The sequence below is a fragment of the Planomonospora sp. ID91781 genome (genome assembly GCF_015711595.1).
GTDB lineage: Bacteria > Actinomycetota > Actinomycetes > Streptosporangiales > Streptosporangiaceae > Planomonospora > Planomonospora parontospora.
The window spans coordinates 88310-104027 of sequence record NZ_JABTEY010000004.1; the positions used below are offsets into that span (position 1 = coordinate 88310).

The window sequence follows — 15718 nt, forward strand, 5'->3', positions numbered from 1 at the left end:
GGAAAGTGATACAGGAGTTACCTGCCGCTATGGCCCGTGCAGGTGAGCGCCCGCATCGGCGCGTCCGGTCCGGGCTGTTTCCTGACGCTGATCGCTTCGGGGACGGGTGAGCGCGCTAATCCGGGATGGGACCGCCGAACGTCAGGTAGGGGTGCTCCGCATCGAGCCATCCGCGGTCCAGCCGTACCCCTGTCGCCAGCTCGATGCCGGTGAGGAAACCTGCCCTCCAGTCCCAGTCGTCGTCTCTGCCGGTCCAGTCGGTGTCGTCGTAGTCGAGGAAGAAGCCGCTGATCGTCGTCAGTTCAGGCCAGAACGTCAAGTTCGGGTGGTCTTCGGGGCGCCGGGGGAACAGTCCGTTGATCGCCAGGAGGACCTCGCCATCGAGGGTGAGGGACAGGGAGTTCGCGTAGTTGACGTTCCACCAGGCGTTGTAGACGCGGGCATTGGCACTCAGGCGCCGGATCACCGCGGGCTGTGCCCCGAGCTGGTCGAGCCGGTACACGACGATCGCCGGACCGGCCTGGTCCACCGCTACCGGAGGCGGGTCCAGGCGGTAGTCGGGCAGGTCGACGACATCAAGGCCGGCCGCTTCGTGGACCTCGTATGCGGTGCCTCCGCTCAGGCGGGTACCGATGTCTTCCACGGTGAGAGGTGCACCGGCGTCGGGGACGACGACCGTCCAGCACAGCGCCACATCCAGCGCCGGTGATACGGGCTCACCGATGAGCCGCCGGTAGTGCTCGTACACCTCATCGACCCCGGGTCGTCGGACATCCACGTTGCGCCCTCTTTCGAACCATCGTCGCGTGAGTCGTGAAGATCATTGCAGAAGGCGGGCCGCTCACACCCGATCCCGGACTCAGGTGCTTCCACCGCAGGGGCCGGACACTCGACGGGGTGGCCGAGACGGCATCCCGAAAACGATCGTCTGTGTGGCACAGAGATCACTTGCGGGCGGGAGCGGCACGACCCAGGTCATCCCGTGATCATCGTGTATCGGAAAGGGTCACACAATCACTGTCACGCAATGACCCCACGGCGATGAGTTCGGCGGCCGTCAGCGGCCCGTCCCGTGGATTCCGGTCACGTCCGCCTCGCTCCGGCGCGTGCCGTACGGCGGGGTGTTTCCTCGCCTGCGGGGTCGCCGTTCGCAGGGGCGAACCGGGGTGCGGTCGGGGGCGTCAATGTCGACCAGGAACACGGGCAGCCCACGCGGGTGCAGAAGGTTTTCCCGCCGCGGCCATCCGTCCGATGCGCTCCCTCGCGCGAAACCCTCCCGGACCGGATCGGGAGAGCAGGATATGAGATCGGCCGGGCCGATTCGGCACCGCCGGCCGGGCCTGGTCGTTCACCCTTCAGCAGGCGATCGGCGGGAGGAGACCTCCGAATGTTGATCATGGTCGGTCATTTCATTCGAGCCGCCGTGTGTGTAGGTGCGGCGGTGTTCGCCTACAACCGCCTCCAGGAGGGGGCGGAGGGCTTCTACCTGTACGCCGCGCTCGTCGGCGGCCCGGTTCTCGCCCTGGCGCTCGTGGTGACCGGGATCCGGGCCGAAAACGACGACGGCTGAGGCGACTGCGGAAAGAAGTCTGATCCGCACCGAGTACCGCCCTGGGCGGTTGTTCACCCAGGCGGGCATGGTCGGCCGGTACGGCGGCGGCTGTACCGGCTAAAACGGGGATCGTACGGTGTCCGGCCGCCCTCAGGGGTGCGGCGGCGCGGGCGGGGCCGCCGGCTGGCGGGGCGGGTCGGCCAACTCGTGGGCGGAGCGGGCCAGCCAGACCAGCATCAGGGTGCCGACGGCGGCCCCGGCGGCGTCGAGGTGGAGATCCCCCGTGAGGGCGAGCAGCGGACCCGCCGATATCAGGCCGAACGGCGCCAGCAGGGCGGCGATGCCGTACCGGACGGTGGCGCGCCGCCAGCGGCCGTCGCGCCACTGCGCCCGCAGGGCCAGCACCGTCCAGACCAGCGCCGCCACGACGCAGACCAGGGGCAGCCCGGCGGGTATCAGCGAGGCAGGGCCGTCCAGCGCCGCGAAGACGGCGGAACCTCCATACCCCAGTACGCCCACGGTCCCCATGTGAGCGACACGCGTGAGGTTGCGCCTCAGCACCGGCTGGAACCACTCCACGACCGCGCACATCACCATGGCATAGAGAATCTCTGTCCCTCGGGGCCACGACGGTATGACGGCGAGCAGCCACGACGCCGCCGCGGCGGCGTACAACCCCGCCCGCAACCGTCGCACGCCCCGATCCAGGATCGGCGGCGGCCCTGCCAGGGGGCCGCGCAGGCTCTGCCACAGCGCCCAGGCCCATGCCAGGCCGGCCGCGCACAGCACGAGCACGTTCGGCCACGTCACCGCGGCGTCTTCATCCACCTCGGTGAACAGCGTCACCCGCCACAACGCGCCGAGCTCACCGGTGGCCGGCGCGAGCACGGCGGCGCCCGCCACCACGGCGAGGTACACGCTCGCGATGAGCAGGGCGGGAACACCGAAACGGTGGCGGTGGAGCATGGGGCACGTCCTGGGGGGTGAACGGGATTCGCGTGCCTCACCCTAGCGAGCCGCCGCCACGAAGCTGATCAACCCCCCCCCGCCCTGTCCGGAGGGGTTCGGCACCCTCCTCGCCAGGCACGTGACGTGGGCGGCACGCCAATGTCAGCGGTCGCTGCTGCAATGGGCGCGGCATGATCGAGACGAAGGAGCGGCCGCATGGACCGGGAGACATGGAAGCCCTTCTTGAAGCGCTGGAGTGAGGAGTGGCTCGCGGTTCACGACGTGGAGCCGCGTTCGGCGTTCGAGGAACCGGTCGTCGATGGCTGGCTGGGTTCCCCGCCCGCCTCGGCTGAGCAGGTCGCCGAGGCGGAGGCACGGCTGGGGTGCACGCTGCCGCCGTCGTTGCGGGAGTTCCTCCTGACGACCGACGGCTGGCGCAACGCGGGCAACTTCGTCTGGCTGCTACGCGGCGCCGACGACATCGGGTGGCTGCGCGATCTGGACTCGCCCTGGGCCGCGGACTGCGCCGACATTGGCGATGAGGACGACGATGAGGATGAAGAGGATGACGCCGTCATCCTTCGGCGATCGCTGCAGATCTCTCTGGAGGCGGACGCGGGCGTGCTGTTCCTCGACCCGGCCGACGTCGACGAGCACGGGGAATGGGCCGCCTACGAGCTGTTCACGTGGACGGCCAGGGGCCCGGAGCGGCACGGGTCCTTCTCCGAGCTGATGTACGACCTGTACGCCGGCTTCCACGCCCTGGACCGTCCGCAGTGCCAGACCCAGCGGGAGTGGGATGCCGCGATCGAACACGCCCGTCTGGCGAGCTTGGCGGGCGAGGTCGACGGGCCGATGGAAGTCTTCGCGGAAGCCGCCCGCTTCGGCCGTGACCGCGCCGGGATCCTGCTGTTCCAGATGCAGGCCATGCTGGGCGACCGCGACGCGAGCCGGCTGATCGGCTCGATGCTGTGGCGCGGCATCGAGTCCACCTGGCCCCTGGACGCCCCCTTCCTGGAGGCCGAGGTCCTGCCCGTACTGTTCGCCGAGCACAAACGCGCCGCCCGCTGGTCGGTGCAGTCCACCTTCGTCAGCCTGTCCAAGCACGGATCCGAACCGGTCCAGAAAATGATCTCCGACTACCGGGCGAGCCCAGGCGAGCCCCGGTTCGGCAACCCGGAGTTCGACGCCGCGGTGCGCGCCGCGATCACCGCCCCCACCCCCGATGACGCCTGGACGCTCCTGCGCAAGGCCCTGTCAGCGTGGCGGCCGATGAGCGACGACCATCTCGCGCCGATCGTCCTGCTGGCCGACCCTCGGACCGCCCGGCTGATCACACCGGAGCGTGGACGCGAGATCCTCGCCATGCGGCGCGGCTGACCATCCCGGGCCACGGCGCTCAATCCTCTCCTCGGCCGGTATCCACATAACGCGCGTGGGGACGGCCACCTGCCTGTAGGTCCGTGGCGGTCACCTACCCGGGCCCGTACAGCCACCGGCCGGGGCCGTTCCGTGACCGTGCACCGTGCGGCCGGCGCCTCGGTCCGGCGACCGGCCCGCGCAGGTGGTCAGGCAGGCGGACCGGGCATGGGAAAGCGCGCCGCATTCGTGGTGGTGAGCCGCTCGCCGGCCTGCTGCGCTCCCGGCTCGGGCCGCTGCACGGTCATGATCCGGAGCGGCTGCTCGCCGCCGTGCTGGCCACGACGTCGAGCAGCGCATCACCGGTGCCCGTCCGGTCTCCGGTGACGGCAGCGGGCACTGTTTCCCGTCGCCGGAGGGTAGGGCTCAGCAGGTCGTGTAGTCGGCGCGGGTGGAGTCGTAGGCGCAGGAGTCGACCAGACGCCCATCGGGACGTCGGACGTAGGCGGTGTCACGGTCGTTGTTCCACACGTAAGCTCGCCTGCCCCAGTACAGGGTGGTGGCGGTGTCGCGGCCCTGACCGGTGCGCAGGGTGAGCTTCTTGCCCGCGCCGAGCAGGACGTCGTCGCCGACCGTGTATGTGTAGCCGGTCTTGTCGCGGATCGTCCACCCGGCCAGGTCGATCGCCCGGCGGGTGGTGTTCTTGACCGTGACGTATTCACCGTTGAGGCTGGTGTTGCTGCGCCGGTCGGTCCCGGGAGAGTCGTAGTAGACGCGGGTGATCTGGATGGCCGGAACGGCTGCGGCATGCGCGGGCAGCGCGGGAGCGAGCACGGCGGCCGCGAGCAGGGCCGAGCCGAGAACCGAGGACAGACGCACCGGCGAACCTCCAGGTGACGGGGATGAATACGTCACACAAGACGGTCCAGCTCATAGCGGGGTTGGCCGGTGCGACGGATTCGGTTGGGGCTCCTGGTGAACGTGCGGCGTTCATAGCGTTCCTCCACGCGGCACCACCAACGCGCTGACCACCGGCAGGAGCCTCAGCGCGGGAAGGGAAGAGAGCCCATCTGCCGTGTTCTGCCGTGGGCGGCTTTGAAGCACCCCGCATCTTCAGCGCGTCGCCGGCAGCCGTCTGTCCTCCGGAACCGTGGTACGCCGCCCAGATGACGGCCTGCGGTGGCCTCCTCGGCGCTGTGATGCGGTTCATCGAGCGGGGCGCCGACGGCGTCGGCCACCAGCCGGGCGCGCATCGCGCCGCTCAGTAGCGCCAGCGGCTGCGCGCGACGACCTCATCGGCGCTCACGCCGTCGAACAGGGCGACCTCGCCGCGCCGTACCGCCGCGACGGTGTCCACGACCTCGGGCCCGAGCGCCGCACCCAGGACCGGGTCGGTCTCGAACGCGGCCACGACCTCGGCCAGCGAACCCGGCAGCGCCGCGATCCCCAGTCCCTGCCGGGTCTGGCTGTCCAGGGCGGCGGGATCGGTCTCGACCGGCTCGGGCAGGCGCAACCCGTCGGCGATGCCCGCCCGTCCGGCGGCCAGCAACGCGGCCAGCAGCAGGTACGGGTTGGCCGCCAGGTCGACGCACTTGACCTCCAGGTTGGCCGCCCGGTCCCGCTCCCCGGGCGAGCCGGTGACCAACCGCAGCGCCGCCTCCCGGTTCTCTCTGCCCCAGCAGGCGATCGCGCCGGCCTAACGCGAGGGCACCAGCCGCAGGTAGCTGGCGACCGCCGGCGCGCCGACGGCGAACAGGGCGGGCAGCCGCTCCAGGATCCCGGCGGCGATCCCCTCGCCCTCGCGCGTCAGCCCTCAGGGGCCGGGACCGCTGGACATCAGGGACACGCCGTCGCGCCACAGGCTCAGGTGCACATGGCCGCCGTTGTCGACCCCGCCGGCCAGCACCTTCGGCGCGAAGGCGGCGCGCATCCCGGTGCGCGCGGTGACGGCGCGGACGGTCTCGCGCACCAGCACGGCCAGGTCCGCCGCGCCGACCGGGTGCGTCGCGGCGGCGGAGACCTCGTACTGGCCGGGGGCGTATTCGGGATGCACCTGCTCGACCGCGACCCCTTGGGCGGCCAGGGCGGAGAGGATCTCACCCAGGTAGCCGGCGGGGACGAAGTCGTCGCCGTCGCCGGCCGAGGCGCACCATTCGATCTCGAACGCCGCACGCACCGCATAACCGTCGCCGGCCAGGCGGTCGGCCTGCCTCCGTGCCAGGACGCGCCCGTCCAGCGGGTGCGGCGCGCCGTCCTGGTCGTAGCGGTCGGCCGGTGCCCAGGCCCAGCCGGGCAGCGCGGCCAGCCGGGTGAGCGAGCCGGGGTCGGGGAGCAGCCGCAGGTCCCCGACCGGGCCGCCGGCGTAGCGGCCGCGGACGGCCGAGTCGTCGAGGAGGAACGTGTCGAACACCGGTGAGGCGCCGATGCCCCAGGCGGCGACGTGCTCCAGGCGGGCCAGCGGTACCGCCTTGACGCGGGTGATACCGCTGGTGTCCACCCAGGTCACCGCGACGGCCTGGACGCCGGCGGCGGCCAGGCCGGCCGCGGCCGTACGGGCTCGTTCGGCGCGGCGAGCCCGCTCGGGGCCGCTCAGCGGCCCGGCCGGCGACTCGGTCGGCAGCTGGGGTGCCGGTGGTATCGGCGCGGCCTCCACACCTCCAGCCTAAAGACCGGGCACCCGGTGCTTTCCGCCCGGTGCGGCCCGCGTCGGACGGTGCTGCTCGCCAGGGGCGCGCGGCACGAGCGCCGTCCCGGCCACCGTCCGCCCTCTGGGGAGAGCGCGGGGGCGGGGTGGTGTGTGGCCACAACGGGCCATCACCGGGTCCGGCATTGCCCGCGCCAGCCGGCGGTGGGAATGTCGGGGTCGCGGGCACGACGTCACCGGGAGATCACCATGAGCCAGGGCACGCACGGCACCACAGATCCCAAACAGGTCCGGATGGCCGCCGTGCAGGCGGCCCTGGACCAGACCCCGATGACCACCGCGCGATTGTGGAACCCGTGGCCGCAGGTCGTCGACGACAGCCTCGACATCACCACCCTGCAGACTCCGGCCCGGCGAGGCGAGGTCCCCGACATCATCGCCGACGGCATGACGTTCGCCACGCTCAAGCCGGTGCACCGCGCGCCTTTGGGACAGGCGGCGGGGCTGGACGGGCCGGTGACCGAGGCCACGTTCGACCAGGCCCGCGCGGAACTCAAACGCAGGTACGTGGCCGCCGGGAGGGCCAAGTACCGCACGCTCACCGACGGCAACTGCACGCTGCTGGCCTGCTGCGTCATCGGGATGCTCGCCGACCGGCCCGAGCTGCTGGGCCCCGGCGTCACGGTGGAGCTGGTCAACATCGTCGACACCACCGGCGGCCACGGCCACGCCTACGTGGTGATCGGCCGCGCCCCAGGCGATGTGGGCAAGGTCGGCGGGTACGGGCCCGGCTGCTTCTTCGTCGACCCGTGGTACGCCCGCCAGCAGGCTACCCCGCCGGGCACCCGCGCCGTCAAGGACGCCACCTCGATCTACGGGGACGGAACGAGCCCGTTCTGGGACCTGAACTTCATCGCCTTCATCGACGACGACACCACGCCCGTGGTCCGGCTCACCTTCACCAGCGACGAACTCGCCAAGCTCGGCGCCTGACCGCCCCGACATCCCCGCAAGCGGCCGACACCCGGCCGCGGAAGGCGGATGCCGGCCGGTGTGGGGACGCCGGCAGCAGATCCGATTTCTTTCCGGACCGGCCCGGCCGCCGCGGGAAGGCAGACGACGGCCACCGGACCGGTGCGCGGGAATCCGGAGAAGGCAAGGCGCCCATGGTCATGGGTGTGGTGCGGCCAGCGGCCGCGCCACGGGTGCCCGGTAGCGGTACGGCGCACCGTCGGGCGGCGCTCACCGCGCTGTACGTTACCGCGGCGCCTATCGGCCGGATGGATCTGATCGGCGGGGCGGCACCAGATCCGGTGTTCCCCCCCTGGCAGGGTGAGAAGCGCCGCTACACCCGGCTGGGGATACCGTCTCGAGGGCAGCGGCCGGGATCGAAGTGCAGTAGTGCTTGGGGTCAGCCTGCTGAAGGCCGGGGCGGGAGGTCTTCCGGTGGCGGAGGGGTGAACCCGTCCGGGATATCGAAGTCCCAGTACTCGCTGGTCATCGAGACGAGCCCGTAAAGGGCGCGCTGGCTGCGCAGCGTGGTGGCGTGGGAGCGGACGCGCCGCACGCGGTCGTCGGTGGTGAGCCAGACCTCCCAGGTCATCCGGTCGGCGCCGTACAGTCGCAGGTACTGATACAGGTCAGCGGCTACCGGATCCTCATCGTGGCGCGGTCGCAGCAGGAAGGTGTAGTGACGCAGTTCCTCCCCGTCCCGGTCTTCCCGGGCGAAGGACCGCAGCTGCCCGCTGCGCTGAATCAGGGCGCTGGTCGGGCCCCACCCGTGATGGGTGTGTCCCGGCAGGCTTCTAGCCCAGATCCATCGCTTGCCGGTCTTGCGCTGCTCGGCCTCCGACAGCCGGTGGTAGATCTCAGAACCGATCCGCAGCATGCGCACCGGCCCGTCCTCCGTCGTCATCACGCCGATCTCGAGGTCATCGGCGATGTTCGCGACGCCCTGGGTACGGATCACGGTGTCGCCGTTGTGGCCGTCCAGCACAGTGGTGTGCGCTGTCCGGGCGGTGCGGGGCTCCCACCGGCCGGCCAGGAAATCCGCAGGCGGGTCGACCGGTGAGCGGTCTGCGGTCAGCAGTCGGCGAAGTCGCACCATGCGCCGCAGCATATGCCCAATAGGGCAGATAGCGGGCGTCTCCTGCCGGTGCCGGTGAGCGCGTTGACGCGGTCTGTTTCGCCATCGGGGACGGTACGTTCGGCCACGACGGCCTGTCGAAAGCCATCGCCGAGAAGGGGGACCATCCCCGCAGGAATGGTCCCCAGACGGCCTCCGAACTACCGCCTCCAGCGACTCAGCCGGGCCCCAGCTCGTCCACGGTGCCTCGGGCGGCGGCGTGACGTCCCCGCGCGCCACCTTTTCCCCGCCTCTTCAGATCGATGACCTGATCACCGCGGCCGGGGTAGACCATGACCAGCAGATGCTGGGGGGTGAAGGCATCCCCCTCGGGCGCGCGGTAGTGCACCCGTACGCGGTAGTGGCCTTTGCCGGCGATGGCCAGGTTGGGCAGCTCGGGCGCGTCCATCGGGTCCCGCAGCGTCAAGTCCCCGCCGGGGCTGTGGTAGCCGACTTCGATCACCTTGTCCCAGCCCTTGACCTCCACCGGTGGGTGGCGCCGGTAGGCCTCGGCGGTGACGCACACTTCGTAGTCGGCGTGGAAGTCGATCCGCAAGTGGCCCGGCACGCTGCCCACCAGGTCGCCGTGGACGACGGGCTCCTCCTGCGCGGTGTCCGCGTGGTCCTCGTAGGACTCCATGCCGATCTCGGAGAACTCGCGGAGGCGCGCCGCGCGGGCGGGCGTGATCCGGGGCCGGTGGCGCAAGCGGTTGCAGATCGCCTGGTTGGTGGCCTCTTGGCGGAGGTATTCGGCCTCCTCAGCGACGATCTCGCGCTGTCGGTCGGCTGCGGCAGGTGGGCAGATGGGCGCGAGGAACGCTTTGTCCTCGGTCGAGTTCGGGTAGGCGGCGCACTGCTTGCGGCCGTAGGCCAGCAGGAGGTGATCGGGTAGGTGGGGGAAGGCGCGCGCTCGGCGGGCGGTGCAGAGGAAGACCTGCTCATCCGTTGCCGCCCGGGTGCGGGACGGGTCGGTGGGCGGGCACTGGTCGGCGGTCGTGATGCGGCCTGAGCCGAAGTCGGTCACCGGCACCAGTCCCAGCACGGCCAGTGCGGCCGCGCCCGCCACGGCCCGTCGCGGCCGGCGCGTTCGCAGGGCGCGGGTCAGGACGCGGGCCAGGGAGCGCAGGCGGTGGCGGGGCCGTCGCACGGCCGCCAGCATGCACAGCGCGGCCAGTACGGGCGCCACGGTCTGGTCGAGGAAGAACCGTACTCCTTCCCATCCTCCCCACGAGGAGAGGCAGTCGCGGTCGATGACCATGTCCGCGAGGAAGGCCAGCGGGCCGATGCCGTACAGCACGAGCAGGGCCGCAGCTGCGCTCCGCGCGGCCATCCGCCCGATCCGAGGCCGATCGCGACGCGTGCTCAGCCAGTGCGCGGCGAAGCCGAAGGCCACCGCCGGCGCGCCCGCAGCCCACAGGACAGGCAGGAAACTCTCCACATTCCATAGGCGGTACTGGGCGGAGAAGTAGAGGTCGACGCCGGGGCAGAAGGCGCCGTAGCTGAAAAACCCGAAACTCTGTTCTGCCAGCGACAGCAGGTAGACCGCGCCGGCGGCGGCGATGGTCAGGGCGGCGGCCCACCATGATCGAGATCTGCGGGACATGGTCCGCCAACTTACCTGCCTTTGCCCGGCTTCGGTGATCGTCGCGGGCGGGGCTGTCGGCGAGCTTCGCGGTGTTCACCTGCCGGAGCGCGCTGTCCTGGGCGGGGGAAGGACATCAAAGCGACGCGTTCACGCAGAGCCGCGATCGGCTCACCCCCATGCGGGGTGAGGTGAATGACCAGTAGAGCGGTCAGCTCAAGCAGCCGTCCGGCTCCTTGGAAGAAGGATGGCGTGCCCGCCTACGCCGCGCTGTCCTACGATGCGGGCGAAATGGTGGATTCCCGAGGGAGGCCGGGGCGACTCCATCCCGACGCTTCAGGAGACCGATCATGAACATGTCCGCCCTGCACCGCGCGCTCATGCGGCACTCCGGCTGATGGGCCGGCCGGTGTGGTTGCTCGATGTCGACGGCGTGATCAACGCCTCCCGGCCCGGCTGGGGCACCGCCCCGCGCAGCGGCACCGCCTACTCCGGCAGCGATGCCTACCGCATACGCTGGGCACCAGCCCTACTGGATCGCATCCGCGCGCTGCACCGGGCCGGCGATGTGGAGATCCGCTGGTGCAGCACCTGGTGCGCCGACGCCGACCAGCTGGAGCGGCTGTTCGCCCTGCCCCGGCTGGCCCGCGCCTGGTCCGAGCACCTGTCCGCCGCCGCCGCGGCGGCGGCCAAACTCGCCGCCGCCCGCGACGTCCTGGCGCGGGGGCGGCGGCTGATCTGGACCGACGACGTCGAGGTGCCCGTCTGCGGACCGGTCTATGAGGAGCTGACCGGAGGCGGCCGAGCCCTGCTGATCGCGCCCTCGCCCGGCAGAGGGCTGCAGCCCGGCCACATGGCCGCCATCGAGACCTTCATCTCTGTTCCGGCCGATGACGGGCCCGGCTCCCCTGCAGGTGCCACCGCAGCGGATGACCGCCGGGGACGCTGAGCAGATCGGCGCCCTTCTTCCTGATGATCGAGGCGTCGGGGCGCCCTCCGGTCTCAGAGGCGATCGCGGTCGGCCGGCGCCGGGTTGATCCGGTCACCGTCCCAGCCCAGCGCATCATCGACATCCACGGCCAAGACCTCCAGCTGCGCATCGGCCACCACCTGCGCGATGCATTCGCCGCTGCCGCCGATATAGGTGCTCATCAGATCCACGTCCGTGGCCACGCACCAGGCGCGGTCCTCCGGCCACCACAGGCTCGCGCTCTGATGACCCCACGACGCCTGCGCGAACGACGTGGCCGCCGCCGACAGCGGCCCCGACAGCAGCAGCATGTCCCTGCCGGGCATCGCCACCCGCGGGACGCCCGCGTCCTCCACCGGCAGGGCGAGGTCACCGTACCCCTCCCAGACGGCGAACCAGCAGCGCTGCGGTGCGCGGGTGTGCCCGGCCAGCAGAGCGGCCAGGCGGGCCGCATGCCGTACCGGTAGCGATCCCTCCTCCGGCGGGTACTCCCAGAGGCCGGGCTGATCATCGGCATGGACGAACCGCCATGAACCGGTGATGCACGGCCACTGCATCGCCGGATGCGCCAGGCGTCCGTTGGCGCGGGCCACCTGCGCCCACGTCACCTCCTCGGTCCGCTCGACCGGCCCGGCGGGTCCGCCGAACCGCCGCCGGGCGGGGTGGAACACCCGCGCGTACGCGGCGAAGACCGGCGGGACCAGGGAACCGACCGTACCGTCGAAGTCCCGGACCGCCGCCACCGCCCACGCGGCCGGGACCACGTCGCGGCACAGCGTCAGACCATCGATCACGAAAGGCACGTCCACCCCGGAAGTATGGCCCCGGACACCTCCCGCGGAGCCGATCGAACCGCCGACCGTTTCCCCGTCCGGCACGACCACGGTCACGGCAGGAGCGCAACGGCCGGCTCCCTTCACCGGACCGCCCATAGGAGACAGCACCCGCACAGGCCGCACTCGCTCATCGTTCATGATCGAGAGCGTCCGGTGGCCGACCGGCTTACGTACACCCCTTCGCTGGACGTGACCTTCAGTGGAGGTCACGTCCAGCGAAGTGGTGTATGAGTCGGCCTTCGCGTGATCCCGTTTCTGCAGGTTAAGCGGTAAGTGTCTGCGGCAGCGGGTTCTGCCCCGGTGTGTCGCCGCAGATCAGCCGCAGCCGGACCTTGGCCAGCACGTCCAGCCCCATGTAGCGGCGGGCCTCGGTCCACTCGTCGGTCTGCTCGGCCAGCACCGCACCCACCAGGCGCACGACCGAACTCCGGTCGGGGAAGATACCGACCACGTCGGTGCGGCGGCGGATCTCCTTGTTCAACCGCTCCTGCGGATTGTTCGACCACACCTGCCGCCAGACCTCCCGAGGGAACGCAGCAAAGGCCAGCAACTCCTCCCGGGCCGCGTCCAGATGCGCCGCCGCGGCCGGATACTTCGCCTCCAGGGCGTCGATGACCCAGGCATGCTGGGAGCGCACGGCCTCGGCGGTCGGCTGGTCGAAGATCGTGCGCACCAGGGTCGCCACCCACGGCTGCGCCGACTTGGGCACGGTGGTCAGCAAATTCCGCAGGTAGTGCGTTCGACAGCGCTGCCAGGCCGCGCCCGCCAGCACCGCGCCGACCGCCTCCACCAAGCCCCGGTGGGCATCGGAGACCACCAGCTGCACCCCCGACAGGCCCCGCGCCACCAGGCCCCGCAGGAAGCCCAGCCAGCCCGCGCCGTCCTCGGCCGAGGTCACCTCCAGCCCCAGGATCTCCCGGCGGCCGTCGGCGTTCACGGCCGTGGCGACCAGCACGTGCACGTTCACCGTCCGCCCGTCCTCACGGACCTTCTGCGTCAGCGCGTCCAGCCACAGGAACGCATACGGGCCGCCGTCCAGCGGGCGGGTGCGGAAGGCCTCCACCTGCCCGTCGAGCATCTTGGCCATCTCCGAGACCTGGCTTTTCGAGATGTGCTGCACCCCGAGCTGCTCGATCAGCTTGTCGACGCGGCGGGTGGAGACGCCCAGCAGGTAGCTGGTGGCCACCACGCTGATGAGGGCCTGTTCGGCCCGGCGGCGGCGCTGCAGCAGCCAGTCCGGGAAGTAGGTGCCCGAACGCAGCTTGGGGATGGCGAGCTCGACGGTGCCGGCGCGGGTGTCCCAGTCCCGCTTCCGGTAGCCGTTGCGGCGGTTGGCGCGCTGATCGCTGCGCTCGCCGTAGGCGGCGCCGCACAGGCTGTCGGCCTCAGCCGACATCAACGCCTCGGCCATGGTCTTCACCATGGAGCGCAACAGATCCGGGTCGCTGGTCTGAATCTGCTCCGCCAGCCACGCCATCGGGTCCACACTGTTGTTCACGGCCATCGCTTTCTTCCTTCGATCTTGGTTTCGCAACCCGAAGGATCACGCGATGGCCGTCTTCATGTCCGGCGGCACGCCTGTGTGCTGGGGAAACTCTTACACCACTTCCGTGGACGCAACCTTCAGTGGATGGCTCGGCGCGGCAAGGGATCGTCTACCCTTCCCCTGGCTGGACGATGTCCGGTGTGTCACCATTCACGCATGATCGAATCAAGGCCAGGCGCGTCCGCGGTGAGCGGGAAGCTCGGCAGGCGGCTCGTCCTGGCCGGTGTGGTCGGGATCCTGCTTCCCCTCGGCCTCTTCGGATGGGCATGGCTGATGGCCACGCTCTTCCCGGACTCTCCCCTATGCGGGCACTACACCGGCTGTCTCGGCTTCCTCGTCCAGGCATGGGCGGTCGGGCGGTGGGTCGCGATCGTCCTCGCCTGGCCGTTGCTGTATCTGCTGCGGATACGGTCAGCTTGGCCCATCGCCCTCCTGGCCGCCCTCTTCCTGGCGACGATCTGGCGACTCGCCGAAGCGCTGCCGTTCTCGCTGGCCGACGTCTCCCTCAAGCTCATCGTCTTCAGCGGCGTGATCGCCTACCCGGCTGCGGCCTGGCTGGCCATGCCCCGCACTCCCCGGTGGCTGCTCGCCCTTTCGATTGCGCTGCTCCTGGCCGTTTACGTTTTCGCCTCCCTGTTTGCGGCCTGACGTCCATGCTCCACGCCGCCACCAGGCCGTGATCTCAGCATGCGCCCCGGTGAACACCTTCTGATCATCGGTGTTGCAGCCACGGTAAGAGCCCAGGGATCCCCTGATGGACGCCGTCCGCATCTCGCCTTCGTCCCGGGCCCGAGGCGGAAGTCCTGGGCCGGACGTGCGATGGGCCGATCCTTCCCGTCGGCGGGATGTCGGCTCCGGCTGCCATACTCGCCGCGATCATGAGGAGCGGGCCCGAGGAGAGCCGATGCGCGAGGTCATGCCCGAGGCGTATGCCTGGCAGGAACGGAACTGGGAGGAGATCTACACCGTCACCTTCGTCCGCGGCCTGGACGAGCGCGAGACGCTCCGGCGGTTCGGCGTCGCCGATGACGACATCGGGCCGGCGGATAAGGAGGAGGTCATGGAGCGCATCGAGGAGACCGACGGCTGCTGCGACATGGTGCTGGCGGCCCGATCCGGCGACTGGACGATCGCTTTCGAATACAGCGGCTGGGAGGGAACCCGGCCCGAGACGCTGCGCGAGCTGACCCGCGACGGCGGTGAGGCCGTCGCCGTCATGCGCCACGACTACGCGGCCTCGCACCGTTTCCAGCATGCCGCGGACGGCCGGATCCGGACGGCCTTTCGCCCGCAGTGGCCTCAGGAGCGCTGGGGCAGCCACCCCGACACCCTCAACGACGACATGCGCGCACTCGGCCTGGAACCCGAACCGGACAAGGAGCTTGGGTCCCTGCCGGGTCCTGTCTCCGTCTCCGCGGCCCTCGCCCTGGCCAGCCGCATCAGCGGGGTGCTGTTCACCCCCGCCATGCTGGACGGGCCATTGCTGGGCGGGATCATCACCGACCCGGCGCCCGAGGACCCCCCGACCGGCGACCCGCTCACCACCCACACCCTGCGCTCCTTCAACCGGGAGATGGCCGAGGCCATCGACGGCGCCTCCCCCGACCTCCAGCGGCGAGCCTCGATCGCCGAAGCGCGCCGCCAGTGCACGCTGGCCGGCGTGGCCGACCATCCGGTGCTCACCGAGGCGCTCGCCCGGGCCGAGCAGGGCCAGACGCCGCAGGTCGCCGATGACTCTCCCCTCGCCAAACTCATCCGTATTTGGGAATCGGACCTGACCGGCCAGCCGATCGACACCGCCACCGGCGAATGGAGCGTGGATTCGTGTGAGCAGTCACACCGGTCCCCGGGCGGCCTCTACAGCGTCACCTTCGTCGACGCCACGACCGGCATGCCGACCTGCCCGACCTGTACGCCGCGCCGCTACCTGAGTGAGGAGGAGCGGGATGCAGCGCGCCCGCGCTGGCAGGCGGCCTCCGCGGTGCGCGATGCCCTTTCCCCCGATGCCAGGAAGGCCGCCTACGACATCCACCTCGCCCTGGTCAGCGCCGATCGGATCATGGCCGATCCCGATCACGCGACGGCCGTCATCGCGACGCTGCGCGCCGGGGAGGCGTAGGCGGCCCGCGTCCTTTCCGGGCTGATCCGGCGGCCGC

General features: G+C 70.8%; 13 protein-coding genes and 1 pseudogene. 6 read left to right on the plus strand and 8 right to left on the minus strand.

All coding sequences use genetic code 11. From position 1 onward, the window contains the following. Positions 1-115 precede the first annotated feature (115 nt). Positions 116-748: a DUF6461 domain-containing protein gene (locus HS048_RS37840; RefSeq protein ID WP_196470017.1), complete on the minus strand. Its 633-nt coding sequence runs from the start codon at positions 746-748 to the stop codon at positions 116-118. Between the two features lie 693 nt (positions 749-1441). Here HS048_RS37840 and HS048_RS38380 point away from each other — a divergent pair. Beyond that, positions 1442-1570: a hypothetical protein gene (locus tag HS048_RS38380; RefSeq protein WP_255529872.1), complete on the plus strand. Its 129-nt coding sequence runs from the start codon at positions 1442-1444 to the stop codon at positions 1568-1570. A 132-nt stretch (positions 1571-1702) separates the two neighbouring features. Here HS048_RS38380 and HS048_RS34315 read toward each other — a convergent pair whose 3' ends face one another. After that, complete coding sequence (locus HS048_RS34315) at positions 1703-2518, minus strand: hypothetical protein (RefSeq protein WP_196470018.1); 816 nt, start codon at positions 2516-2518, stop codon at positions 1703-1705. A 198-nt stretch (positions 2519-2716) separates the two neighbouring features. Between HS048_RS34315 and HS048_RS34320 the strand changes: the two genes are divergently transcribed. After that, positions 2717-3880 (plus strand): SMI1/KNR4 family protein, encoded by a 1164-nt coding sequence (locus HS048_RS34320; RefSeq protein ID WP_196470019.1) that lies wholly within the window; start codon positions 2717-2719, stop codon positions 3878-3880. 405 nt (positions 3881-4285) lie between these two features. On the opposite strand, the gene HS048_RS34325 is transcribed toward HS048_RS34320, so the two are convergent. Continuing rightward, positions 4286-4738 (minus strand): lamin tail domain-containing protein, encoded by a 453-nt coding sequence (locus HS048_RS34325; protein WP_307832747.1) that lies wholly within the window; start codon positions 4736-4738, stop codon positions 4286-4288. 382 nt (positions 4739-5120) lie between these two features. Next, positions 5121-6512, minus strand: a pseudogene (locus tag HS048_RS37845) (hypothetical protein). A 240-nt stretch (positions 6513-6752) separates the two neighbouring features. Here HS048_RS37845 and HS048_RS34340 point away from each other — a divergent pair. Further along, positions 6753-7496, plus strand: coding sequence for a hypothetical protein (locus HS048_RS34340; RefSeq protein ID WP_196470021.1), 744 nt, complete (start codon positions 6753-6755; stop codon positions 7494-7496). Positions 7497-7914: 418 nt separating this feature from the next. Here HS048_RS34340 and HS048_RS34345 read toward each other — a convergent pair whose 3' ends face one another. Further along, entirely contained in the window at positions 7915-8610 is a 696-nt protein-coding gene (locus HS048_RS34345; RefSeq protein ID WP_196470022.1) for a hypothetical protein, read from the minus strand. A gap of 196 nt (positions 8611-8806) precedes the next feature. Further along, positions 8807-10231: a hypothetical protein gene (locus HS048_RS34350; RefSeq protein WP_196470023.1), complete on the minus strand. Its 1425-nt coding sequence runs from the start codon at positions 10229-10231 to the stop codon at positions 8807-8809. Positions 10232-10619: 388 nt separating this feature from the next. Here HS048_RS34350 and HS048_RS34355 point away from each other — a divergent pair, with 388 nt between their 5' ends. Next, positions 10620-11159 carry a hypothetical protein gene (locus HS048_RS34355; protein WP_196470024.1) on the plus strand — a complete coding sequence of 180 codons (540 nt, stop codon included), beginning with the start codon at positions 10620-10622 and terminating at the stop codon, positions 11157-11159. Between the two features lie 53 nt (positions 11160-11212). Here the strand turns inward: HS048_RS34355 and HS048_RS34360 are convergent, their stop codons facing one another. After that, positions 11213-11989: a hypothetical protein gene (locus tag HS048_RS34360; RefSeq protein ID WP_196470025.1), complete on the minus strand. Its 777-nt coding sequence runs from the start codon at positions 11987-11989 to the stop codon at positions 11213-11215. 289 nt (positions 11990-12278) lie between these two features. Next, entirely contained in the window at positions 12279-13520 is a 1242-nt protein-coding gene (locus HS048_RS34365) for an IS256 family transposase (protein WP_196465821.1), read from the minus strand. Positions 13521-13718: 198 nt separating this feature from the next. Between HS048_RS34365 and HS048_RS34370 the strand changes: the two genes are divergently transcribed. Together HS048_RS34370 and HS048_RS34375 are read left to right on the plus strand one after the other, a co-directional pair. Then, positions 13719-14210, plus strand: a complete 492-nt coding sequence (locus tag HS048_RS34370; RefSeq protein ID WP_196470026.1) for a hypothetical protein — start codon at positions 13719-13721, stop codon at positions 14208-14210. A 256-nt stretch (positions 14211-14466) separates the two neighbouring features. Then, positions 14467-15681, plus strand: a complete 1215-nt coding sequence (locus HS048_RS34375; protein WP_196470027.1) for a DUF6461 domain-containing protein — start codon at positions 14467-14469, stop codon at positions 15679-15681. The last annotated feature ends 37 nt before the right edge of the window (positions 15682-15718 follow it).